Raw genomic sequence first — 23,718 nt, forward strand, 5'->3', positions numbered from 1 at the left:
TTGGCGGTTACGATGAGCCAGAAACCCTCTCTTATCAAATCGACCTAAACTGTCCCATTGGCGCTGACGTCAGACACGTTGCATTGTGGACCGGTTGTAGGATTTGCATGTCCTCGCGCGTCCTTGCACCATGTGAATGAAGCATGGAGGCGAAAATGATATACGCAATCACGATTTATGGGGAGCCGGGCGTATTCGAAGCGCTGCCCAAAGATCGCCAGAACGAAGTGATGTCGGGCCATGGCGCATTGCAATCGGCGCTATCAGAGCGCGGGGAGTTCGTGTCGATGAAATTGATGCCGCCGACCTCTGCCGTGATGGTCGAGCCTGCTCCAACCGAAGGCTCAGCGCCTTTGATCACCGACGGTCCATTCGCCGAGACCAAGGAGAACTTCCTTGGATTTTATGCTGCTGAATTCGAAGACCTTGATGAGGCATTGGAATACGCGAAAATGATCTCATCCCCTGTAGCAAGGCTTGAGGTGCGACCGGTGGCCTGGGCTGGCGGCGTGATCTCGTCGGAATAGAACATGTCGGACTGGCTCGAGGCCACTTTCACCCTGCACCGACCGCGTGCGCTTGCTGCCCTGATCCGGATGTTTCGGGACATCGATATTGCGGAAGAGGCGTTTGCCGATGCCTGCCTGAAGGCGCTGACAGTTTGGACAAATGATGGTGAACCTCGTGACCCGTTAGCATGGTTGCTGACGACTGCACGCAACTCTGGCCTTGATCATGTGCGCAAATCACAACGCCGCGCCGCAATCCTGTCGCGTCATATGGAGGAGTTTAAACCGGTGCCTGCCGAAACCCCGGATCCTGACGAAATGCGCGATGATGTTTTGCGGCTTCTGTTCATCTGCTGCCATCCGGAACTCGAGCGGCGGGATCAGATTGCCATTGCACTGCGCGTGGTCCTAGGGTTGAGCGTAGACGAAATTGCGAGTGGATTTCTCATCAAGCCCAAGACTATGGAACAGCGGATCACCCGTGCCAAAAAGAAGATAGCGAGCAATCCGGTTGCCTTCAAAACACCCAGTCCGGCTGAGCGGGGTGCGCGCTTGGGTGAAGTTTCTCTGATGGTTTACTTGATGTTTAGCGAAGGGTGGTCAACCTCGGCCGGTCCAAAGCAAATCAAATTTACCTTGTGTGAAGAGGCGATCCGTCTGGCCCGTCTACTAGCGGCGCTATTTCCAGCGATGGGGGAACAGGCCGCATTGCTGGCGCTATTGCTATTTCAACACGCAAGGCGGCGTGCGCGTATTGATCCAGAAGGCAAGCTTGTCGCGCTGGACGATCAGGATCGCAGTCTTTGGGATCGTGCGAACATCGCCGAGGCGACGGGTCTTTTGCAAAAGGCCCACCGGACGGGACATCAGGGTGTTTATATTATTCAGGCTGCAATCGCAGCGACACATGCCCATGCGGCCTCGGTTGATCACACGGACTGGGCATCGATCGAAAGTCATTACGCCGCTCTCTATGCATTGCAGCCAACGCCTGTTGTCCGACTTAACCAGATTGCAGCACAGGCCAAGCTGCACGGTCCGGATTATGCGCTAGAGGCGATGGAGCCTTTGGCACAGGAGTTGTCCACTTATCGCTGGTACCACGCGATGCGCGGCGGGCTTTTACAAGAAACAGGTGAGCATCATGCCGCGATTGCCGCTTTCGAAACGGTGATGACGCTCAGACCAACTGCGCCCGAACGTGTTGCGATCACTGAAAAAATTGAGATCTGCCAAGAAAGTTTACGCGACGTGTAGGGATCGCTGGGCTTCGCGCGTCCTTGTATCAGACCCGTATGTGGCGGGCGTAACCAAGGGAGAAGCACATGAGTATTCTTGAGATGACCACCGTCGGGAACTCCGGCTGGATCGGACATTCCGGCCCAGATCAGGGCAAAGCCAAATCGTTTTATCAGGAGGTGCTTGGCTGGACGATCAACGACATGCCCATGCAGGACGGATCAGGCTATTCAGCCGCCGTTGTTGGCGAAACCGCAATTGGTGGCTTTTCGCCAATGCCCGAAGATCATGGCAGTTGGACGATCTTTTTTACCGTGGCTGACGTGGACGCCAGCGTCGCCAAAGCTGAGGCCAAGGGTGCCGCGATTGTTCAGCCTGCTATGGATATGCCGGGAGTCGGTCGCATGGCCACGCTGACTGATCCACAAGGGGCACGGTTCGCGCTGATCACTTACGAAAGCATGGCGTCTTAAGCGAGATCAGAAAGGAGGCATCACATGGAACAGTTTCCGCAGATCGCGCTGGTTGTCACTGCCATTTTTGTTTTGATGAGCATTCCGATGGCGATTGCCGTTGGTGTTCGTCGCACCAAGACCGGGATCTCTTTGCTGCATGGTGAGGATGAAAGCTTACTGCGGCTGATGCGGGCGCATGGGAACTTCATCGAATACGTGCCACTTGCATTGTTGGCCTTAGCAGGGGCCGAGATCGCGGGAACTGCACCCTGGCTGGTCGCTGCCTGCGGTGGCGTGCTGCTGCTTGCCCGCCTCATTCACTATTTCAGCCTCAGCACTTCGGTGAATGGCAAGGGGCGCGCGGTTGGGGCGGCGCTGACGACTATGGCAATGCTGGTGCTTGCGCTGGCGATCCTTTGGCAGCTTTGGATCGGCAGCTGATGCCAGTGGATGAAACACTTAACACCCGCATGCGAGACGCTCTGGCCACGCATGTGGGCATTTCCGAAAAGCGGATGATGGGCGGCCTGTGCTTTTTTTTGAACGGTAACATGCTTTGTGGTGCACGCAGACATCAGGATGGCGTGGGCCGGTTCATGTTCAGGGTGGGAAAGGTGAACGAGCCTGCGGCATTGCAGGACCCCACGGCCCACGCTGTGGTTCACGGAACCCGCAAGCTGGGTGGTTTTGTCCGTGTGGACGAAGCAGATTGCAATGACGCTGCTTTGTTGCGGTGGCTGCACCTGTGCCTCGAGCATGCCGCGGCGCTGCCCAAGAAAGACTGAATGGAGGATCTTATGGCCCAATTCGATTGCTTTGCTGCCGAGGCAGTAGGCTTCCTGCAAGAACTGAAGGCCAACAATACCAAGCACTGGTTTGCAGCGAACAAGTCGACGTATGAGACCTACATTAAGTCACGCAGCAAGCTGTTCGCCGAAGAGATTGAGTTGGCGCTACGTGACCTTACTGGGCAAGATCACGGCAGCAAGATCTTTCGAATTCACCGAGATGTTCGGTTTTCCAAAGACAAGACACCCTATAACGCGCACCTGCACCTCGCGTTCATACCGACAGGGCAAGCGGTACAGCCGCCTATGTGGTTCTTTGGCCTTTCCCCAGAAAAGCTTTCCCTCGGCTGTGGGGTTTTTCAGTATGAAAAAGGATCGTTGGACGCATTCCGCGACGCCATGGTGGGACCCTTGGGGGCAGAGTTAATGCAGACCACCACAGAGTTGCGAGAACGGGGTTACAGGATCGGTGAGCCGGAGTTGAAGCGCGTTCCCTCCGGTTTTGACAAAGACCACCCCCATGAGGAAGCGTTGCGGCGCAAGGGCTTTGCAGTTTGGATGGATACCGAGACCCCAGCCTTTGTTTTAAAGTCGAATCTGACGGAACGAACAACTGCCGAGTTCGCCAAACTGAGGCCGGTGTTTCAACTGCTTTCTCGGATCAAGTGACCCCACTATTGCGAACGCAGCGAATGGCGGCTTTGACGGGCGCACCGCAACTTGGTTCCGATTGGATGAATGACCGCAACGGGCCGCTCGGCACAGCGCCAAGCTGGTGCTTAAATAAATCCCGGCCTCAATCGGCTGATCACCAAGCGGGTATATCCAGATTCTTGGTGTACTGAAAGCGCATCTCGAAGTGCTAAGTTTCGATCGGCTTGTCGGGTAGTCCAATCGCTTCTCGAACAGCTTTGGGCAACTTTAAGTTCGGTGCAAGCACATCCGGCTTACCCGACGCGATTTCTGCCGACTGATTAGCTTCAACCGCTTCCCTGTCGTTTCCGGATTCCCTGAGTATCCAGGCTTTGACAAGCCAGAAGTGCCGACAAGTTGGCCGCAGTTCGGTTGCTTCCGTAATTGCTGAAAGCGCAAGATCAGCCTGTCCTGCCATCATCCGCGAAACTGCAAGCGGATAAAGTCGGTATGGTAGATAGGGATCGTCTTCGGAGCGGACCGCTGCCTCTGTCAATGAGTTGCAAGCGGCTTCCCAATTGCCAGCGATGAGCTCGATGTACCCACGAGCTTCTATTCCAAGCGCATAGCCAGGATTAAGCTGGGTCAGCCGTTCAATGTCCTTCCTTGCCCCTTCAACGTCACCTTTAAGGCGTGCACGTATCAGCGCCCGAACATACCTAGGGTAATCGGATCGCGGTGAAAGCTGAACGGCCTTGTAAGAGTTTTCCGTAATACGTTTCAGCAGATCTGTATCTGCATTCCTGTAATGCGCATCCAGCATGCACATCTGAGCTTCGCTCCACATCGCTAGCCCGGATGCGTTCTGCAGGTCGAGGCGTAGTGCCCGCTCCAAAAGGTTCACCGCGCGAAGATAGTCCGCAATCGTGGTGCGATAGATCAGTAGTGCCGCGCGAGTCCTCAATTCGCTGGCGCTTAACTGATCATCAGGTAAATCGGCCAATCGTTCGCCGTCAAATGCATTGATCTGAAGTCGCAACGCGTCCGAGAGCTGTTCAGCGGCCCGGTCCGAGACCTCAAACAGATCCTGCGCATCCCCTTCGATTACCCGCGACCATGTAACCTGCCCATCGCTGCGGCGAACAAGGCTGCAGGTGATCCTTGCAATCGTTCCACGGGACCGGAGCCGACACCTAAGGCTATATGTCGCATCAGACTCGGCAGCTTCGTCCGCAGCAAGAACCCTGACGCCGGTACGTCGCGATAGGGTGTGGACAAGTTGATCTTGTAAATCAGCTGCGGCTTCGCGTGTCTCGCGGATATCAGGTGCCGCTTTCACATCTTCGACCGCAATGACTGGCACAGCATCGATGCGTCTCGTCTGTTGATTGGATGGCCGCCATTGATATCCGGTTACCGGAAACGCGACATTTTTGAGTTGAAATGTACCGGCGTCACTAAAGCCTATTGCAAGTCTTTCATCCAACTGTCTGCGTAGGTCTTCCGAAATCATCATGCCGCCAGGCGGTGCCTCGGTCTGAAGGCGCGCGGTAATGTTTATGCCGGCGCCATACATATCTGCTTCATCTTCGACGATCTCGCCGAGATGAACGGCGATCCTGAGTTGGATACTTTCGTGAATGGCCAACGCCGATTGTACCGACTGACCTGTCTCGACCGCATCCGTTACCGAGGGAAACGCGAATATCCAACCATCGCCCAGACGCTTCAGAACTTCGCCGCCACGCTTTATGGCTTCAGGTTCCAACCACTTTTGTCTGAGTTCACGGATCAATTCGATAGCACCCGCCTGGTCAGATCCCATCGCAGCCGTGTAGTCGACCATATCGGCCATCAGGATTACAGCAAGACGGCGTCTCATGAGGGCAACTTAGTCGGTCGCATAGATGTTGTCATGCTTGGTCAACATCCGAGGCACAGACAAACGCGCTCTCGCCAATCCGAGCACAGGGTTTGCGACACACCCGGATTATGTCCATTTTCACGTCGATGGATGAATAACCCGAAACGGGAAATCCTCTGCTTTGCAGCGGTAAACGCGTTGCGTCTGGGAGCAAATGCTGTGTGAGCAAGCATCCGTAAAGACAACGGCTAACCAACAATATCAGCCGCAAGTATGGCTGCCAGATGTCGTTCCAAACAAAAATCCTCCCGCGGTTCTATTGTAAAGGAGTGTCTAAGGGATATCAGGGGCTTCGCGTACAAAACGGTCAGACGACGTCTCGGAAGTCGGCCGCACGATAAGGAACAATCAGTTCAGAAATCGGCGCCAGGAAACCGCGTTTGCGAAACGGGTCCGCACTCATGTCGAGTAGGAGTTCATCGTGATAGTGGCACATGTGAAGCAGAAGTGTGGCGGAACGTGCTGGCCCTTCTGGCATCCAGGATTGTTTCCAGGACTTGAGCGCATCGATATCGCTTTGCATGACCTCAGCATCCGGTAGGAGCACACGACCTGCAACGACTTCCGCAAGCCATTTGGCCTGAAGCGCGAAGGTCGTCACACTCATGAAGGAGGACGCCCGACCCACGAATGCAAGGTTTGACACCGAGGGGTGCAGGACATGGCGGTATAAATAGAACCCATCCGGCCCATCATCCAAAGAGTTGAGTATCGACTTCGGTAGATATGGGTAGCCGGTCTTCCAGCCCGTGCCGAAGACCACGCAATCGACCTCAAGAGAATCCCCGTCCGCAAGGTCGATCCCGTTGGAAGAGAATGCACTCACACCTGTTCGATGCGCAGAAATCTTACCTGACCGGATAGAGTTGATGAGCTCCGGACGTGGAACCATGGTCACTTCCGTAAACGCGTCGAATTCGACAGGCGTCTCAGGCATCAGGGTCTCACCACGCGCGATTTGCATTCGCAATCGTTGCTGGGTACTGAGCAGCAGTTCTACGACACGCCAGAACAGCCAGGGCAACGGATATCCTATTGAGTGGATAGCGCGCACGATTGGGCTGGGCCTGACATACGGAGGGATCAGGGCTGCAACAAGGCGTGTAAGCATTCCCCATTTGAAGGGAAGAACACCCAGCAATTTGCGCGGTACAGGCCAGTGTGCGGTTCGGAAAACGAGGTGAACCTTTTCCGCGACACCCACAGCCGAACCCGCTATATCTGTGGCACTTTTTCCGTAACCGATTACAGCGACACGATGGTCTTTGAGTTGCGATATGTCTTTGATTTCGCTCGCGTGAAGGACTTCTCCTCCAAAATCTTCACGTTTGGGAATGTTCGGGACATTTGGTGTCTCTGAATAGAGCCCGGCTGCAACGACAACGAGATCGGCCTCAATACTTTCAGAACTTCCGGAACCATCAACCTCAAGTGACCACCGGTCACCTTTGCGCTCAATCATGGTGACGCGGGTGCCTAACCGTAGGCACTCTCGTATTCCGAAATGATCGCAATAATCCTCCAGATACTCCTGAAAGACTGGCCCCGGAGTGAAATGAGACGCTTCTTCGGAAAGCGGAAAATCCGGGAACTCGTACAGGTCCTTTTGCACCTGAACGCCAAAATCGTGGTAGCCATCAGCCCAGACACCGCCTAGGTACGGGTTGCGATCAAAAATCTTGCAGTGGACGCCGACCTTCGTCAGGCATTTTGCAGTAGCAAGCCCAGACACCCCCGCACCAATGATAGCGGCGGTTTTGACTTCCCCCACTATCATGCCTCGGATCCCCGTCGCAAAATTCGCGATAAGCCCAAGAGAACAACGCCCAGAAGCCAGAGCGCCAGAACATAGGCTCCGAACACAGTCCAAAGCGCCCATACCCACAGGCCTTGCCAAATTGTCTTGGCTTGATTTAACCCGGTCTGACCGAGGCGAGAACGCAAAATGAACAACATATTGAGCAATCCAATGGCAGCGCCGATTGCTGTTCCAATCCAAAAGAAATCGCCCATAACATCCCCCCAAGGCGATACCAGGATATCACGAAATCACAGTTTTAGATAGCAAGGCGGCCATTAGCGCTTTGGAAATCACAGACGGCATCAGAGTCGCCGCTGCCGTCATGCCCCTGAGAATCCGTTCAAAATCTAAGCTTGCCCGCTCATACCAAGATTGTCGCTACAGCCTGTTTCAATGGGCTATTGGAGGAAGCCGCACCGCTGCACCTGATAGCGAGATAAGTGTCGGGAAGGGGCACGTCGACAAACTTTGCAAAATCCGCTTTCTGCGCACAGCGACAAAAAACGCCGCCAAAACTTCATCGTGTCGAATGTCTCAAAGGTCCGCAGACTGTGAGTTACCGTTCTACAGGATTTTGCACGCGCGACGAACGGCAGCTATGCGGGCTGCGACTGCAGCATCGAGACAAGCCGATGGATGTCGGCTTTGGGCCGCGAGCGCCTGTTACCTATGCCAGCCAAATTTGACTGCGGCTGCATTTGTCTCAAATATCTTTGGCGAAATAGTGCAGATGTGGGCGTAACGTGGGTTGATCCTTGTACGTTGTCGTTTCTATCGGACCGTCCAACTCTACAAATCCTAGCTTGGGATACAAGTTTCTCATTTCTATATTGGGTGTGAGCGTGTCCGCAATCAGCCTTTTGAGACCCATATTGCGCGCAGCATTCTCACGCGCCTCAATCAATGCACGGCCAGTGCCCATTCCTCTGGCTTGTTCGGTAACAAAAACTCTTTTGAGCTCGCCGGTATCTGGCCCGAGACACTTCATCATTCCGCAGCCGACAATCTCACCGGCTTCAGACCTTGCAACAACCAGACATCCCTTCGGAGGCAGATAGTCATCCGAGTTTTCCCAGAATTCAGCGAGCGCACTTTGGGGTGCCGCAGGATCAATATCGAAGCCTATGGCCCGCATCCTTTGGACGATGAGTTCATAATACTGCGATAGGATCTTATTGAGCTCGCCCTTAGCTGGCAGCTCCTCACAGTTCTCAATTCTTACATCTTGCATGGGTCATCCACCTGTCCCGAAAGAACTCAATGCAAATAGGATAGGCCGGAAAAGAGGCGACGTCATCTTCGTCCGCAGTGCGGCTTTCTTTCCAGATCAGTTTCTGCATTCGGTAGCCGATGTCCGCTTCGGGGAAGCTGCATCGCGGCGTCCAGCGGATCGGCCGATGTCTCCTACGGGCCGCAAGCTCCACAGGATTTGTGAGGCTACCTCGGTAGTGCTGCATCGCATCCGGCGACTGCACTGAGCCCAAAGCAGTTGTTACAAAATTGGCTTTGAGCAAAGGACTTCATCTGGAACTTAGTCCAGCGTGTTCTTGTAGACTTTGCCGTCTTTCATGATCAGATCGAAATTCTCATGCGGGTCTGCGATCAGGTCGATATCTTGCAGCGGATTGCCGTCCACCAGGATCAAATCTGCATAAGCGCCCTTTGCGATCACACCCAAGTCACCTTGTTGATAAGGGTGGCGCGGGCCGGAGAGTTTGAGCAGTTCAGCATTGGTTGAAGTCGCCATTTTCAGCACCTCGTATGGCGTGTACCAGCGCTGCAATTTGGCAAGGAACGCGCCTTGACGTTCGGCCAGTTTGGGATCGAACAGGATGTCGGTGCCGAAAGCGACTTTCACGCCAACTTCTTTCGCCGTTTTGTAAGTGAAATCTGTACCGTTGGTGACGTCGATCCATTTCTGCTGGCTAACAGGGTCGTCGAAAGAAAAGCCATCCTCGTCATCCAGCAGGGGCTGCACTGACAACCAAACTTCATTGTCGCGCATCAGTTCCATCGTTTCGCGGCTCATCAAAAAGCCATGCTCGATGGACTTAACGCCTGCGGCAACGGCAATTTCCACTGCCTCGTCCGTGAAGACATGAGATGCAACATAGGTGTTGTAGGTGTCGGCCACCTCTACGAAAGCCTCGATTTCGGCCTTGGTGTATTGGCGTACATCCAGAGGGTCATAAGTGGATGACACCCCGCCACCGGTGGAAATCTTAAGCTGGCTTGCGCCCATGCGCATGATTTCACGCGCGCGCTTGACCACTTCCGGAACACCATCAGCCTGCGCCATCAAACCAACGCTGTACCAGTACCATTGCGAATCCGCGCCGTTCGTCGGAACCGCTTGGTAGGGGCGATAGTCAAAGTGGCCGCCGGTTTGTGTTACGGGTGGGCCGGACGGCAGGATACGGGGGCCTTTGATCTCGCCTGCGTCAATCATCCGTTTTATGGCAAATGAATTGCCGCCAACGTCGCGCACCGTTGTAAAGCCGCGCATTAACGTGCCTTCGGACCCGATGGCACCACGCACCGCGACCTCAAGAATATCGCCGGTCACAACCACACTCTGCGGATTGCAACAGTAAAGCGTGTGCCAGTGTACGTCGATCAGGCCCGGCATCAACGTGCGCCCGCCGCCATCGATGACGATACCATTGGCGACGGCGAGGGGTTCTGAGGACACATCTGTGATCAGATTGTCGGTTACAACGACATTGGCATTTTCAATCATTTCCTCATTCACACCATCAAACACGTTGACGTTTGTGAACAGTATCGGGCCCCTATCCTGGGCGAGCGCTTGCGAACTGGTTATTGCAAGAACAATCGACGAAACCGCCGCAAGTTTGGGGAAATGCATTTTCAATTCCTCAGAAAATTCTGTCGGAGACACCATCCCAGCGGAAGCAAGCTTTTTCAAGGATTCCGTCACTTTTCCGCAAGGTCGGCTTTGTCCGCAATCTGTGAATTCGTCCAACCACAGATTTTGCGGGCGCAGCGAATGACCGGAATGCGGGCTGCAAATGCAGAATATCGGTACCGTGTCGAGTGACCGGTATGGGCCGCTGTCACTTTTGCGGTTTGACAGAATTTAACAATCGCCAATGGTGGCGGGTCATCCTCCCCGCCGCTTTCCTTTCCTAGGTCAGCGGGATTTGGACAAGCCAAACACCCCTGGCCGTCAGGGTGAGGGCGCAGCCCTCGCCCTCGGGCAACCCTATTAGACAGGGCCGTGTCCTCGGCTGCGCCTCCGGTCCGCACCACCCCTGTGAATAGCATTGCCTCGCCCCCTCCCGCGTTCGCCACGTGGCAGATCAGCAGGAACAGGCAGCTTCGCTGTCTGATCTGCAAATCAGCCCTGATTTTCAAAAAAGGGAAGCCAGGTCAAACAAAGTCATTGCGGGAGTATTAAAATGGGGATTCTGGATCAGTTTAGACGCAAAGGCCAAATTCAACTTATGGCCAACATCGGGGGGTGCCTTCCGGTGTCGAACGTTCACCCGTTTCTGGTCCAACTGTGACGGTTGGGTCAGGTTCGTGTGACGTTCAACAGTAAACCAGTGGCGGACCGAGGAGGATTCGAACCCCCGACCCCTTGATTCGTAGTCAAGTACTCTATCCAGCTGAGCTATCGGTCCGCGTTGGTGAGGCGGTATTTAGACCCGGTGTTCGGGACACGCAAGTCGATTCTTCAAAAAGTTTTCAAAAAGTCCCATCGCCCCGCGGAAGCCTGATTTCAAAGGTCGTCCCCTCGGGCCCGCTATGGGCCAATATCAGGTCCCCGCCGTGCCCACGCACCAGTTCCTGCGAGATGGCAAGCCCCAGCCCAGAGCCTCCCTTACGCACCCCGCCCTGAAATGGCGTAAACAGCTTCTCGCGTGCTTTGGGCGGCAATCCAGGTCCGTTATCCCTGATCTCAACACACCAATCGTCTTTATACTCGCAGCCGGCGATCGTGATGTTTCCCGGCGTCCCGGATGCCACCAGGGCCTGCCGCGCATTGCGCACAAGGTTCATCATGACACGGAATATCTGCTCAGGGTCTGCCCGGGCCACAAGGTCTTTGGGCACATCGTTCACGATCTCGACGCAGGCATCCGCAACAGCCAGCTGTTCGCTGGCCACGACGTCGGCCGCGATATCGTGCAAGGGTACCATTGTCAGGGTTGGCGCGGGCTCTTCCGCGCGCCCGAAGGCCAGCGTGCTTTCGCACAGTGACACCGCCCGCGTGATCGAATTCACCAGCTTGGGCGCCATACGCCTTACCAGAGGATCATCGCTGGTTTCGATCCGGTCGGTAAACAGTTGTGCCGAAGTCAGTATGTTCCGAAGATCGTGGCTCACCTTGGCCACCGCGCCGCCCAGTTGCGCCAGGCGTTCACGTTGCTTCAGGGCCTGAGTCAGTTCGGTCTGCAGCTGCTGCAACGCTTCTTCAGCCTCGCGCAGTTCTGTCACTTTGGAGTTGGGGGAGATGATTCCCCTCGCGTCTTCGGGTGCCCCTGCATAGCGCTGCATATAACCAACAACACTTTTGATCGGTTTCACCAGAACAACGCGCACGGCCAAGAACAAAAAGAACGCGGTGATAATGGAAATTACGAAAGACAGCCCCAGAATGCGCAGGCCATAATCGGTCATCGCCATTCGCAGTGGCATGCTGTCTATGGTGACTTCAATCAGCAGTCCTGCCCCTTTGACCGGCTCGCCAATAACGCGGATGACTTCGTTCTCTGTGGTGAACAGTCGCGCCAGCGCGTCGCGGATCAACACCCAAGGCCCTGCGTCGCGCAGATCGTAGGTCTTGGTGATCTGTTCCGGAATCGGCGAAGACAGCATAAGCTGGCGCACCTCATCGCGACGCAACACGACGTTATAGACACCAGCGTTGGCCAGCAGCTCGGTCTCGAGGTCTTCGGCCAGCATATCGTCAGCCAGCAGCGCCAAGGACGCGATCTGCGCGCGCTCAAGCCGGTTCAGCAGAAAGTCTTCGCGAAAGCGCGCGATGGAAGGAACAAAGATCAAAATCTCGGCCAACATCACGAAGACCGTCGTCAGGATCAGAAATCGGCCCGACAGCGAATTCAATCTGCTCTCCCTTCCTGGTCAGGGCATCCAGCGCTGGACGAACCTGACCACTTGTTTAACCGTTTGATTCTCAAACAGCCTTGGCGAGAAATAGGCACCCGCCACCCGTTTGTTAAGCTCTCCAATCGTCGGATAGGGCGAAACCATCGCAGCGATCTGCCCCATCTTCAGGTTATTGGCCAACGCAAGCGACCACAAGTTGATCAGCTCTCCGGCCTGATGCCCCACGATCGTGACCCCAACAGGCCGGCCCTTTACGACCATGACTTTAATGAACCCCTTGGTTTTCCGCTCAGAGATTGCCCGGTCGTTATGGTGATAGTCAAAGCGCGCGATTTCGATCTTGTCACCATGGTGTTCGCGGGCCTGAGCCTCGGTCAGGCCCACCTGCGCCAATTCCGGGTCGGTGTAGGTCGCCCAAGGGATATGTGCGGTTTTTGCCTTTGACGGTAAAGCAAACAAAGCGGAACGGATGATAATGCCCGCGTGATATCCAGCGACATGAGTGAATTGCAGACCACCAGCGACGTCGCCAATGGCGTAAACTCTGCGATTCGTCGTGCGCAGCGCGTCATAGACCTTGATCCCGTTGCGGGTTGGTTCAATCCCGGCAGCCTTTAGGTTCAAACGGTCTGTGTTGGCCTTACGCCCAACCGCCAGCAACAGATGAGACCCCGAATAGATCTCACCCGTCTCGGTCACAATTTCTATGGCCCCTTTGTTGTCGCGAATCTGGGCGACCATAGCCTCTTCATGGACAACCACCCCTTCGGCGCGCAAGCTGTCCAAAACGACCGCGGCGGCCTCGGGGTCATCCTTGCCTAGCGCCTTCAGGCCTTCGACAATCGTGACCTTACAGCCCAGCCGGACATGCGCTTGCGCCATCTCCATCCCGATCGGTCCGCCACCAATAATCAAAAGATGTTCGGGCCTGTCGCGCAGGTCAAAGATCGTCTCATTGGTATAGAATGGCACCTGATCCAATCCCGGAATCGGCGGTACCAACGGTGACGAGCCCGTCGCGATCACCACGCGCCGTGCGGTGATCAGATTGTCGCCCGCCTGCACTTGTGTCGGAGACACGAAGCTGCCGAATTCCCGGATCACATTCACGCCAAAACCTTCAAACCGTTCCTGGCTGTCCATCGGCTCGATCTGAGCGATCACATCGTGAACGTGGTCCTTGGCGGCGGCGTAGTCGACCTGCGGTACCACGTCAGCCACGCCCAGCGCGGCAGAATGTGCCTGGCCGTAAGCTGCCTTGCCGCTGGCAATCAGAGCCTTGGAAGGGACACAGCCGAAGTTGAGGCAATCTCCACCCATCTTGTGACCTTCCAGCAAGATCACATCGGCCCCCATCTGGCTGGCGCCCGCAGCGACTGACAGCCCCCCAGACCCGGCGCCAATCACCAGGATATCGGTTTTCAATTCTTGCATGATTTCAGCCGCCCTTTCGGCCACGCAGGGATTTGATGACAATTGGCAGCGTGGCCAGCACACACAAGCCGATGATCGGGCCAATCACAAATGGTTCCCATAACAGCGATACATCAGGTGTTTCGCCCCGATCGAACACACCACCCAGCCCGACGCCGATCCATGTGTAGACGATTCCGCCCGGGATAATGCCCAGCGCGGTGGTGATCAGGAAGTTGCGGAACCTCACGCCAACCAGCGCAGGCACCAGGTTGGCCACAAAAAACGGCACAACGGGAACAAGACGCAATAGAAACAGCACCGAGATCTCATTCTCCCGCAGCCCGTCTTTCAGTTTCTTGATCGTCCCTTCCGAGGATTCAAGCCGTTTGGTCAAGGATTCGCCCAACCCCCAGCGCGCCGCCAGAAAGATTGCAGAGGCTCCGATGGTTGCCGCAAACACGTTGAATACGGTTCCGGCGAACAAGCCAAAAAGAAACCCGCCGGTCATTGACGCCACTGCGGCACCTGGCAGCGAAAACGCGACGATGACAATGTAAATGCCAACGAAAGCTGCCGCCATCGCCCAGTAGTTGGCGTCGCGCCAGGCCAATAGCGCCTCACGATTGTCGCGCAGGGTCTCAAAAGTCAGGTAGTCGCCCAGTGTGAAGAATCCCACCGCAGCGACGGCGAGAATCACCAGCAATGGAATATGCCGCGCCAACCCGTTGCGCGGTGCCTGAGTCGTTTCGCTCATAAGGCTGTCCGGTTTGTTACGTTTCATTCTGACCCCAACATGCGCTGCTTGCGCCCTACGCAACAGGGGGCTCACGCTGCCTTGATGTTTTTGGTAGGGAATGTGAGGGTTTGGGGCGATAATCCCGCTGTTTTGAAACCTTTTGCCCGACCCGATTACAGAATTGTTGCAAAAGCCGCGAAAACCCCCACCTAGGGGTTTGACTTACCACCCACTACCCAGTAGAGGACGGGCTTCGAACACCACGGGCAGGCGAATCCGCGCTGCACCCGACCGCATAGATTGGAGACGGAGCGATGAAACGCACCTATCAGCCTTCGAACCTGGTTCGCAAACGCCGCCACGGTTTCCGCGCGCGCATGGCCACTAAGGCCGGCCGCAAAATCCTGAACTCGCGCCGCGCACGCGGTCGCAAGTCGCTGAGCGCGTAGACCGCTCACCGATCAGGTTTTGAACATGACGCCGCCGGAGGCCCTCGTGGATGGTAAGAACCAGCCCGGGGAAACGCCCCCGGCGGCGTCCGTTTGCGCGCCTGAATCTTTGACCGTTCTCAGGAAACGATCTGATTTCCTTAAGGCAGCGCGTGCCCGCAGGCAGGGCACATCCTCGATGATGGTGCAGGCTCGCAAACGTACCCCGGATGAAGCAGCAGGAATTCGGGTTGGCTTTACCTGTTCCAAAAAGGTTGGCAATGCCGTAGCACGCAACCGCGCCAAACGCAGGTTGCGCGAGGCCGCCCGGGCTGTTCTGCCCGTCAATGGCAATGACGGGTGGGATTACGTCCTGATTGGTCGGGCCGAAACCACAGCCGCGCGACCCTATGAGGCACTTCTGGACGATCTGCGCTATGCGCTTCGCAAAGTGCACAACTCGCGGAAATGACTCTCTTCTCTCATATCCTGGCTATGCCCGTCAGGGCCTATCGGCTTGTATTCAGCCCTTGGGTTGGCTTCAATTGCCGATACCAGCCCACCTGCTCGGCCTATGCGCTGGAAGCACTGGAAAAGCATGGGGCCATCAAGGGAAGCTGGCTGGCGGCACGGCGGATTGGCCGATGCCATCCCTGGGGCGGTGATGGGTATGACCCCGTACCCAACCACAAGGAAGACGACAGCTGATCTTTATGACCCTCCGTCAGCCTTGACCCATTCGGACATGCGCTGAACACTTGAACCCGTACTGCCCGAGGTTCAGATGACATCCGACGCCCGCCATTCCCTGCCGACACATGACGTATTGAATCAGCCGCCTGTGCGCGGGGATTCTAACCTCTGGTCTTCAGATCCCGTCCTGCGAAACGCCGTGCATTTCACGGGCGGTCGCGAAGCGCCTCTGGCGGCATATGGGGATACCTTGGGTCGGGTGAAAACCCGTGAGCTGGGGCGTGAGGCCAATCGGCACCTCCCCAAACTTCGATTGTTCGATCAGGGCGGTAGGCGCCTGGACGAGGTACGATTTCATCCCGCCTATCATGATATGATGCAGATCAGCCAATCTGCCGGCTATGCCGCCTTGGCCTGGGACGGTCAGTCGGGCGGCCACACGACCCACGCCGCGATGATGTATCTGGCCAGCCAGGTCGAGCCCGGCCATTGCTGCCCTTTGACCATGACCTACGCGGCCATCCCGGCGCTTGCCGCAAATGAACAGATCGCCTCCGTGTGGCGACCCAAGCTCATGGCGCGCAGCTATGATCCGGCGACGAAACCGATCGAACAAAAGGCCAGCGCCACATTGGGCATGGCAATGACCGAAAAACAGGGCGGTTCGGACGTGCGCGCCAATACCACCATCGCTACTCGAGACGGCGAGCACTGGCGTCTGCGCGGGCACAAGTGGTTCTGCTCGGCCCCCATGTCGGACGGATTTCTGACCCTTGCGCAAGCGCCGGGCGGGCTGACCTGTTTTCTCGTCCCACGCTGGCTGGACGGTGAACGCAACGCCATTCACCTGATGCGGCTCAAGGACAAGCTGGGCAACAGATCCAATGCCTCGTCCGAGATCGAATATCACGATGCACTGGCTTACCAATTAGGCGACGAAGGCGCGGGTGTTCGGACAATTATCGAGATGGTCCATCACACCCGGCTGGATACGGCCGTGGCCCCGGCAGGCCTGATGCGCGCAGCACTCATCGAGGCGCATGATTGGGTCACCCATCGCAGCGCCTTTCAGCGCCGGTTGATTGATCAGCCCTTGATGCGCGCTGTGCTGGCTGATCTCGTGTTGGATTGGGAAGGTGCCCTGACTTTGGGGATGCACGTCGCGCAAGCGTTCGACAGCCAATCCCCCGAGGATAGGGCTTTTGCCCGCATCAGTGTCGCCTTGGCCAAGTTCCTGAACAACAAGCGGTGCCCTGTCGTTGTGGTCGAGGCGATGGAGGTGTTGGGCGGCATGGGCTATGTCGAAGACACGCCCATGCCCATGCTTTATCGCGAAGCCCCTCTGAACGGCATTTGGGAGGGGTCGGGAAACGTGATCTGCCTCGATATTTTGCGAACGTTGTCCCGCGACCCGCTAGCCGCTGAGGTTCTGCAGGCTGAACTGGATTCAGCCGCGGGCAGCGACCGAGGTTACGACGTCGCTCTCAAGGCACATCGCGACCGGTGGCCCGGAATTCCCCCGGAAGGCGAGGCCCGCTGGTTTGCTGAGAACACAGCACAATTGCTAACGGCCTCTCAACTGCTGCGCCACGCGCCCCCGGCAGTTGCGGACGGCTTCATTGCAACGCGCCTGTCAGGCCACAGCGGCCGTATCCCCGGATCCGTGTCCAGGCTGGATACGGACGCCTTGCTGGCACGCCTGGGCTGACCCGGCCACTTGCCCGGTTGCCTCAACTGCTGTAGGGGCTGCGCATGTTTGACGAAGCTGACGATATCCACCCGCTCTTTGCCGGCGCGCCCTCGACCACCGAGTTCAAAAAGCTGCGCAAACGCATCGTGCGCCAGACCCGTGAGGCCATTGAGCAGTACGGGATGGTGGACGCTGCAGCGCATAACAAGGACGGAAAACCACCCCGCTGGCTGGTCTGCCTTTCGGGAGGCAAGGACAGCTATACCCTGCTGGCGATTCTGTACGAACTGAAATGGCGCGGTCTGCTGCCCGTTGATTTGCTGGCTTGCAATCTGGATCAGGGTCAACCCGGATTTCCGGCTACCGTTCTGCCCGAGTTTTTGGAACGCATGGGTGTTACGCATCGCATCGAATATCAGGACACCTATTCCATCGTCATGGACAAGGTTCCGCAGGGCCGCACCTTTTGCGCCCTGTGTTCGCGCCTGCGCCGAGGCAACCTGTACCGCATTGCGCGGGAAGAGGGATGTTCGGCCGTCGTACTGGGCCATCACCGCGACGATATCCTCGAGACTTTCTTCATGAACCTGTTCCACGGCGGGCGCTTGGCCACCATGCCGCCCAAGCTGGTGAACGAAGAAGGCGATTTGTTCGTCTTCCGCCCCCTCGCCCATGTGGCAGAGGCCGATTGCGAGAAATTCGCGACCTCGATGAACTATCCGATCATCCCCTGCGACCTCTGCGGCAGTCAGGATGGGTTGCAACGTCAGCAGGTCAAACAGATTTTGGATCAGTGGGAAAAGAACAGCCCCGGACGCCGTCAAGTGATGTTCCGGGCTCTGACAAATGCGCGTCCGTCGCATCTTTTGGACCCAAAATTGTTTGATTTTCAAAATCTTGCACTCAGTCCAAATGAAAATGACGAAAATTCGGGCGAAATTCCTCAGCTCCGTTAACGAGTGACTCAGATTGGTTTCCTAGGGTCGACCTGAGCGTTTCAAACGCAAGGTAGAGGCCCGAAGATCCGATGTGGAAACATATCTCAGTCAGCAGAATTTTTGACTCTCTTGCCATGGTGCTAAGCGGCCCGCCCGCCTTAGCCTTCGCGCCTGCGATCAGTCTGGCCGCGTATTGGATTGGTGGAGAGCAGGCATTGGTTGTCGTGGCACTTGCCCTGCCGCTTGTGTTTGCCGCGGTTTCAACCGCGCACAAGGCCAGCAACCGGGAAAAAGACGATAACGGCCTCATGTCTCTCGACAGGTTTGCCGCCGAGATGGAAACGCTGTTCGCGGAAAACCAACGCACCGGTCACGAGGCTGCCTGCATGGTTGTCGAATTGGACGGCTTTTCTGAGTGTCTTGATCTGCACGGCAATGCGGCAGGAAACCTGATGGCGGAGCAGTTCCGCGACCGCGTTCTCTCTGTCATCCGCTCACATGACATTGCCGCAGGTCTGGACCAAGGCAAGATTGCAATCGGCCTGCGCGCCGCACAGAATCTGGATCTGGAGGCTTGCATTCAGATGTCCGGGCGCATTCAGGCCGCCGTTGATGAGCCGATCATACTGAATGGAACCAGCGTTTACATGTCATGCTCTATCGGGTTTTGCCTGCAATCCACGGTGCCCGACATCACCTTTGCCGAATGGATCGATGCTGCCAACGCGGCCTTGGCCGAAGCGCAAAGAAACGGTCCTGCAACCATCCGCGCCTTTTCATCTGAAACGCAGCGGCGGGCACGCGTGCGCGCCAACCTGCGCAATGAATTTATTGCGGCCTTGGATAGTGGCGAAATCCGCCCATGGTTTCAGCCGCAGATTTCCACAGACACCGGCCACGTTACCGGGTTCGAGGCGCTTGCCCGTTGGGAACACCCGCAGAAAGGCGTGTTGGGACCGCTGGTTTTCCTGCCTTTTGCCGAACAAGCCGATCTGATGGAACGCTTGGGCCAGGTGATGCGCCATCACGCTTTCGCCGCCATGCACCAGTGGAACCGTGCCGGTGTCATCGTGCCCCGGATTGGCGTAAATTTCTCATCAGAGGAATTGCGCGACCCGGCGTTGATCGACCGTCTGAAATGGGAGCTGGATCAAAATGACCTGACGCCCGACAGATTGACCGTCGAGATTCTTGAAACAGTGTTTTCCAGGCGGCCCGATGACGTGATCACCCGCAACGTGATAAGCATGTCCGAGCTCGGCTGCTACATTGACCTCGATGATTTTGGCACCGGCCACGCCTCCATTGCGTCGATCAAACGCTTTGACGTCTCACGCATTAAAATCGATCGGTCCTTCGTGGCAAAGGCGGATCGGGACGCAAGCCAGCAGCAGTTGGTCAGCGCGATTTTGACCATGGCGGAACGGCTGAATGTCGAAACTCTGGCCGAGGGGGTCGAGACACAAGGCGAACATGCCCTCATGGCGCAACTGGGCTGCGACCACGTGCAGGGGTTTGGAATTGGCAGACCCATGCCCTTTGAAAAGACGTTGGACTGGATGGCCGCACATCAAAACAAACTCAACGGAATGCCAAAAATCGGGCGTCAGGCACGTCCTTAGGCGCGAATTAACGCCACAGAACCCCAATCGGTGATGAATTACAGGGCGATTCCGCTTGACCTTTGGGCCCGCACTCTGTTGAACCCAGCGGGTGTCTTTCACTGCTTAAGGTGGCTGTCCCCGATGGACGATCAGAACAAGAACCTCATCCTCGCAACCGCGCTCAGCTTTCTCGTGATCCTGGTTTGGTTCGTGCTGTTTCCACCTCCCGAGCCGACGACCGCACCGGAATCTGCCGAGATCAGCGCAACTGATGGTACAGACGTTCAGACCCCAAGCGCTGCTGGCACCAACACAGTTGGTGAAGCAACCGCAGACGCCACCGAGATTGAGCCCGATGCCCAAGCACCTCGGGTCGAGATTGAAACACCGCGCCTGAAAGGCAGCCTATCCCTGTCCGGCGGTCGCATCGATGAGTTGTTCCTGAAAGACTACAAAGTTTCGATAGAAGAAGGCGCACCCATTGTTGAGCTGCTGTCGCCCGTTGGTTCAGAATCGGCTTACTATGCCTTGTACGGATGGGCACCGGGCGCAGGTGTTGCTGGCGCTGACGTCCCCGGCCCTAATACGCTGTGGACCGTCGAAGACGGCGAAACCCTGGGGGTCGATACTCCGGTCACTCTGAAATGGGACAACGGCAAGGGCTTGACATTCCGTCGCAACATTGCAGTGGACCAGGACTATATGTTCACCGTCACCCAGTCGGTTGAGAACAATACCCAGGCCGAGGTCGGTATGGCCCCATACGGCATCCTGGCCCGTCACGGCATGGGTGAAGACGGCGACCTGCCCGATCTGAAGAACTTCTTCATCCTGCATGAAGGCGTTATGGTCATGGCTGACGGCGTTCTAGACGAGATCGACTATGGCGATGTGCGCGACTTTGACATTGACCCGAATGAACGTGCGCAGGCCGAAGTTTTCCAGATCAAGGAAGGCGGCTGGGTCGGCTTTACCGATCACTACTGGATGACCACTCTGATCCCTGCAGAGGGATCTGCTTTCAAGGCTGCAGCAAAATACGACGCGCGCCGCAAGATCTATCAGACCGAAACGGTTCTGCCGACGCTGACTGTTGCGCCCGGAGCAACTGAAGAAGTCACCACCCAACTGTTCGCGGGTGCCAAAGAATGGGAAACCATCCGCGAGTATCAGGCTGACGGTGTACAGAAGTTCGTCGACAGCATCGACTGGGGTTGGTTCTATTTCCTGACAAAACCGATCTTCTGGCTGCTGCACAACATCAACGCCCTGATCGGAAACATGGGTTGGTCGATCATTGGCCTGACGCTGATCATCAAGGCGATCCTGTTCCCGCTGGCGTACAAGTCCTACGTCTCGATGGCGAAGATGAAAGAGCTTCAGCCGCAGATGGAGGCTATGAAAGAAGCCGCAGGCGACGATCGCCAAAAGATGCAGCAGGGCATGATGGAGCTGTACAAGAAGGAAAAGGTAAACCCGGCTGCGGGCTGTTTGCCGATCCTTTTGCAGATCCCGATCTTCTTCTCACTGTACAAGGTGATCTTCGTCACCATCGAACTGCGTCAGGCCCCTTGGTTTGGCCCGTTCCAGGACCTCAGCGCACCTGATCCGACCTCGATCATGAACCTGTTTGGATTGCTGCCCTTTGCCGGTCCGCAGCCCGAAACCTTCATGGCGCTGATCTTCATCGGTATCCTGCCGTTGCTGTTGGGGATCTCGATGTGGTTGCAGCAAAAGCTGAACCCGGCACCAACTGACCCGACTCAGGCGATGATCTTTGCCTGGATGCCTTGGGTGTTCATGTTCATGTTGGGCAGCTTTGCAAGCGGGCTGGTCGTTTACTGGATCGCGAACAACACGATCACGTTCACGCAGCAATATCTGATCATGCGCAGTCAGGGTTATAAGCCTGACGTGTTCGGCAACATCAAATCCGGCTTCAAGCGGACGCCCAAAACGGACGACAAATGAATGCAGAGGTAACCCATATCTGGCGGCATCCGATCAAAAGTCATGGTCGCGAGGCCCTCCAGACCGTTTTAGTGACCCCCGGGCAGACCATGCCCGGGGATCGCGTTTGGGCGGTCGCGCATGAGGCGTCGAAAGCGGATGGCTCTCAATGGGTGCCTTGTGCCAATTTCAGTCGTGGGGCGAAAGCACCGCAACTTATGGCTATCTCGGCCCGGCTGAATAACGACACGATAACTCTGACACATCCGGATCGTCCGGATCTGACCTTTGATCCGGATGGGGAACAGCAGGTCTTTTTGGACTGGGTCCAGCCGTTGATGCCTGCGGATCGGGCGGCGTCAGCCCGGATCATCCGAGTGCCGGGTCGCGGCATGACTGACAGCGATTACCCTTCGATCAGCCTGTGCAACATGGCATCGCACCGCGCGGTCGGGCAAAAGCTTGGCAGCGATCTGTCGATCCAGCGCTGGCGTGGCAACATCTGGTTCGACGGTCTGCCCCTGTGGGAAGAATTCGACTGGCTGGATCGCGAAGTACAAATCGGTGAGGCCGTGTTCCATGTCAAAGAACGCATCAGACGCTGTTTGGCGACAACGGCAAATCCGAAAACCGGCGTGCGCGATGCGGATACGCTGGGCACATTGAACAGCTGGGGCCATCAAGATTTCGGCGTTTACGCCGAGGTTGTCCGAGGCGGCGCAATTTCAGTTGGCGATAAGGTTCATCCGTTATGAGCACCCTACCCTTCCCACTGGTCGAAGACCCGGACAAGTTCGCGCTGGAACGTGGTCGAAAATTGTTCGCGGGACAATCCGAGTTTGTCAAAGGCGTGGTCGCCATGAACGGCCTGCCGACCCCTGACCGGCTTGAAGTCTGCTTTGCCGGACGTTCAAACGTAGGAAAGTCCAGCCTGATCAATGCGCTGACCGGCTCCAAGGGTCTGGCACGCGCGTCCAACACTCCGGGCCGCACGCAAGAGATCAACTTTTTCACACAAGGTCCCGAGCTTTATCTGGTTGACCTGCCCGGATACGGCTACGCCAACGCCCCGGTGAAGGTCGTTGAAAAATGGCAACGGCTGCTGAAACAGTATCTAAGCGGCCGCCAGACTCTGCGCCGGGCCTTTGTCCTGATTGACTCGCGTCATGGTGTGAAGCCGGTCGACGCCGAAATCATGAAGCTGCTGGATTCCAGCGCTGTTACTTTTCAATGCGTGATGACCAAGGCGGACAAGGTCAAGGCCAATGACCGGCAGAAGGTGTTGGATCAGGTACGCGGCGCATTGTCCAAGCACCCGGCGGCATATCCGGAAATCGTGCTGACGTCGGCCGAAAAGGGTGACGGTATTCCAACCCTTCGTTCGATCATCGCACATCTGGAATGATCCGGATCGGCCGCACTTTCCCAATCCTTACATTGCTGGCAGTTGTGCTGACCGGCATGATCCCGCAGGGCTGGATGCCCGCGATGGGTAATGATGGGAAAGTGCTGCTGGTGATCTGTACTGGCGATGGAACAGTCGAACAATGGGTTGACCTGAACCCCGGCGATCCTGTGCACGACGACACGGATTCGCGCGCAATGTGCCCATTCGCGGGTCTAACGGCGGATACACACCTGCCGTCAGTCGGTGAGATTGTCCCTTTTGCGGTGAAAATCCAGCCACGCTGGATCCATCGTGATTTCACCCATCGCAGTGCCGGGTTCTACGCCCGCTATGATGCGCGGGGGCCACCCTTCTTCTCCTGATTCACCTCAACACTTTTGAACCCGTGCGCGCGCTGCGCGGGGCAGTA

At 56.5% G+C, this 23,718-nt stretch carries 24 protein-coding genes and 1 tRNA gene; 16 read left to right on the forward strand and 9 right to left on the reverse strand.

From position 1 onward, the window contains the following. The first annotated feature begins 155 nt into the window (after positions 1–155). The 6 genes from AC2FI9_RS19965 (at position 156) to AC2FI9_RS19990 (ending at position 3,660) form a co-directional block, all read left to right on the forward strand. A complete protein-coding gene (locus AC2FI9_RS19965) occupies positions 156–527 on the forward strand; it encodes a YciI family protein (RefSeq protein WP_496737856.1) in 372 nt (123 codons plus the stop codon). A gap of 3 nt (positions 528–530) precedes the next feature. Next, entirely contained in the window at positions 531–1,766 is a 1,236-nt protein-coding gene (locus AC2FI9_RS19970) for an RNA polymerase sigma factor (RefSeq protein ID WP_496737855.1), read from the forward strand. A gap of 68 nt (positions 1,767–1,834) precedes the next feature. After that, complete coding sequence (locus tag AC2FI9_RS19975) at positions 1,835–2,221, forward strand: VOC family protein (RefSeq protein ID WP_496737854.1); 387 nt, start codon at positions 1,835–1,837, stop codon at positions 2,219–2,221. 24 nt (positions 2,222–2,245) lie between these two features. Then, on the forward strand, positions 2,246–2,644 hold the full coding sequence (locus tag AC2FI9_RS19980; RefSeq protein WP_496737853.1) for an MAPEG family protein: 399 nt from the start codon (positions 2,246–2,248) through the stop codon (positions 2,642–2,644). Positions 2,645–2,649: 5 nt separating this feature from the next. Then, on the forward strand, positions 2,650–2,988 hold the full coding sequence (locus tag AC2FI9_RS19985) for a TfoX/Sxy family protein (RefSeq protein WP_496737852.1): 339 nt from the start codon (positions 2,650–2,652) through the stop codon (positions 2,986–2,988). 12 nt (positions 2,989–3,000) lie between these two features. Beyond that, complete coding sequence (locus AC2FI9_RS19990; protein WP_496737851.1) at positions 3,001–3,660, forward strand: DUF2461 domain-containing protein; 660 nt, start codon at positions 3,001–3,003, stop codon at positions 3,658–3,660. 193 nt (positions 3,661–3,853) lie between these two features. On the opposite strand, the gene AC2FI9_RS19995 is transcribed toward AC2FI9_RS19990, so the two are convergent. The 9 genes from AC2FI9_RS19995 to AC2FI9_RS20035 all read right to left on the reverse strand — a co-directional run bounded on the left by AC2FI9_RS19995 (position 3,854) and on the right by AC2FI9_RS20035 (position 14,616). After that, complete coding sequence (locus tag AC2FI9_RS19995) at positions 3,854–5,506, reverse strand: hypothetical protein (protein WP_496770113.1); 1,653 nt, start codon at positions 5,504–5,506, stop codon at positions 3,854–3,856. Positions 5,507–5,855: 349 nt separating this feature from the next. After that, positions 5,856–7,325 carry a flavin-containing monooxygenase gene (locus AC2FI9_RS20000; RefSeq protein WP_496770115.1) on the reverse strand — a complete coding sequence of 490 codons (1,470 nt, stop codon included), beginning with the start codon at positions 7,323–7,325 and terminating at the stop codon, positions 5,856–5,858. Beyond that, positions 7,322–7,561 (reverse strand): hypothetical protein, encoded by a 240-nt coding sequence (locus AC2FI9_RS20005; protein WP_496770117.1) that lies wholly within the window; start codon positions 7,559–7,561, stop codon positions 7,322–7,324. Before AC2FI9_RS20005 ends, AC2FI9_RS20000 begins: the two co-directional genes overlap by 4 nt. Positions 7,562–8,052: 491 nt before the next feature. After that, a complete protein-coding gene (locus AC2FI9_RS20010) occupies positions 8,053–8,580 on the reverse strand; it encodes a GNAT family N-acetyltransferase (RefSeq protein WP_496737850.1) in 528 nt (175 codons plus the stop codon). 300 nt (positions 8,581–8,880) lie between these two features. Next, complete coding sequence (locus AC2FI9_RS20015; RefSeq protein WP_496770119.1) at positions 8,881–10,218, reverse strand: metal-dependent hydrolase family protein; 1,338 nt, start codon at positions 10,216–10,218, stop codon at positions 8,881–8,883. Positions 10,219–10,919: 701 nt separating this feature from the next. After that, a tRNA-Arg gene (locus tag AC2FI9_RS20020) sits at positions 10,920–10,996 on the reverse strand. A 64-nt stretch (positions 10,997–11,060) separates the two neighbouring features. Then, a complete protein-coding gene (locus tag AC2FI9_RS20025) occupies positions 11,061–12,443 on the reverse strand; it encodes an ATP-binding protein (protein ID WP_496770121.1) in 1,383 nt (460 codons plus the stop codon). 18 nt (positions 12,444–12,461) lie between these two features. Further along, positions 12,462–13,880, reverse strand: a complete 1,419-nt coding sequence (locus tag AC2FI9_RS20030; RefSeq protein ID WP_496770123.1) for a dihydrolipoyl dehydrogenase family protein — start codon at positions 13,878–13,880, stop codon at positions 12,462–12,464. Between the two features lie 4 nt (positions 13,881–13,884). Then, positions 13,885–14,616, reverse strand: a complete 732-nt coding sequence (locus AC2FI9_RS20035) for a TVP38/TMEM64 family protein (protein WP_496770124.1) — start codon at positions 14,614–14,616, stop codon at positions 13,885–13,887. A 296-nt stretch (positions 14,617–14,912) separates the two neighbouring features. Here AC2FI9_RS20035 and rpmH point away from each other — a divergent pair, with 296 nt between their 5' ends. The 10 genes from rpmH (at position 14,913) to AC2FI9_RS20085 (ending at position 23,671) form a co-directional block, all read left to right on the forward strand. Then, on the forward strand, positions 14,913–15,047 hold the full coding sequence (rpmH, locus tag AC2FI9_RS20040; RefSeq protein ID WP_005632162.1) for a 50S ribosomal protein L34: 135 nt from the start codon (positions 14,913–14,915) through the stop codon (positions 15,045–15,047). A gap of 25 nt (positions 15,048–15,072) precedes the next feature. After that, on the forward strand, positions 15,073–15,498 hold the full coding sequence (gene rnpA, locus AC2FI9_RS20045) for a ribonuclease P protein component (protein ID WP_496770126.1): 426 nt from the start codon (positions 15,073–15,075) through the stop codon (positions 15,496–15,498). After that, a complete protein-coding gene (gene yidD, locus AC2FI9_RS20050; RefSeq protein WP_058272404.1) occupies positions 15,495–15,734 on the forward strand; it encodes a membrane protein insertion efficiency factor YidD in 240 nt (79 codons plus the stop codon). The genes rnpA and yidD overlap by 4 nt, the downstream gene beginning before the upstream one ends. 76 nt (positions 15,735–15,810) lie before the next feature. Beyond that, positions 15,811–17,427: an acyl-CoA dehydrogenase family protein gene (locus AC2FI9_RS20055; protein ID WP_496770128.1), complete on the forward strand. Its 1,617-nt coding sequence runs from the start codon at positions 15,811–15,813 to the stop codon at positions 17,425–17,427. A 44-nt stretch (positions 17,428–17,471) separates the two neighbouring features. Further along, complete coding sequence (gene ttcA, locus AC2FI9_RS20060) at positions 17,472–18,365, forward strand: tRNA 2-thiocytidine(32) synthetase TtcA (protein WP_496770130.1); 894 nt, start codon at positions 17,472–17,474, stop codon at positions 18,363–18,365. Positions 18,366–18,436: 71 nt separating this feature from the next. Then, positions 18,437–19,969, forward strand: a complete 1,533-nt coding sequence (locus AC2FI9_RS20065) for a putative bifunctional diguanylate cyclase/phosphodiesterase (RefSeq protein ID WP_496770133.1) — start codon at positions 18,437–18,439, stop codon at positions 19,967–19,969. Positions 19,970–20,092: 123 nt separating this feature from the next. Beyond that, positions 20,093–21,922 carry a membrane protein insertase YidC gene (gene yidC, locus AC2FI9_RS20070; RefSeq protein WP_496770135.1) on the forward strand — a complete coding sequence of 610 codons (1,830 nt, stop codon included), beginning with the start codon at positions 20,093–20,095 and terminating at the stop codon, positions 21,920–21,922. Continuing rightward, positions 21,919–22,656 carry an MOSC domain-containing protein gene (locus AC2FI9_RS20075; RefSeq protein ID WP_496770137.1) on the forward strand — a complete coding sequence of 246 codons (738 nt, stop codon included), beginning with the start codon at positions 21,919–21,921 and terminating at the stop codon, positions 22,654–22,656. Before yidC ends, AC2FI9_RS20075 begins: the two co-directional genes overlap by 4 nt. Then, positions 22,653–23,306, forward strand: a complete 654-nt coding sequence (gene yihA / locus AC2FI9_RS20080; RefSeq protein ID WP_496770139.1) for a ribosome biogenesis GTP-binding protein YihA/YsxC — start codon at positions 22,653–22,655, stop codon at positions 23,304–23,306. Before AC2FI9_RS20075 ends, yihA begins: the two co-directional genes overlap by 4 nt. Further along, positions 23,303–23,671, forward strand: a complete 369-nt coding sequence (locus AC2FI9_RS20085) for a DUF2946 domain-containing protein (protein WP_496770144.1) — start codon at positions 23,303–23,305, stop codon at positions 23,669–23,671. Before yihA ends, AC2FI9_RS20085 begins: the two co-directional genes overlap by 4 nt. Positions 23,672–23,718: the final 47 nt, after the last annotated feature.

The organism is Ruegeria sp. CDSA246 (assembly GCF_059611225.1).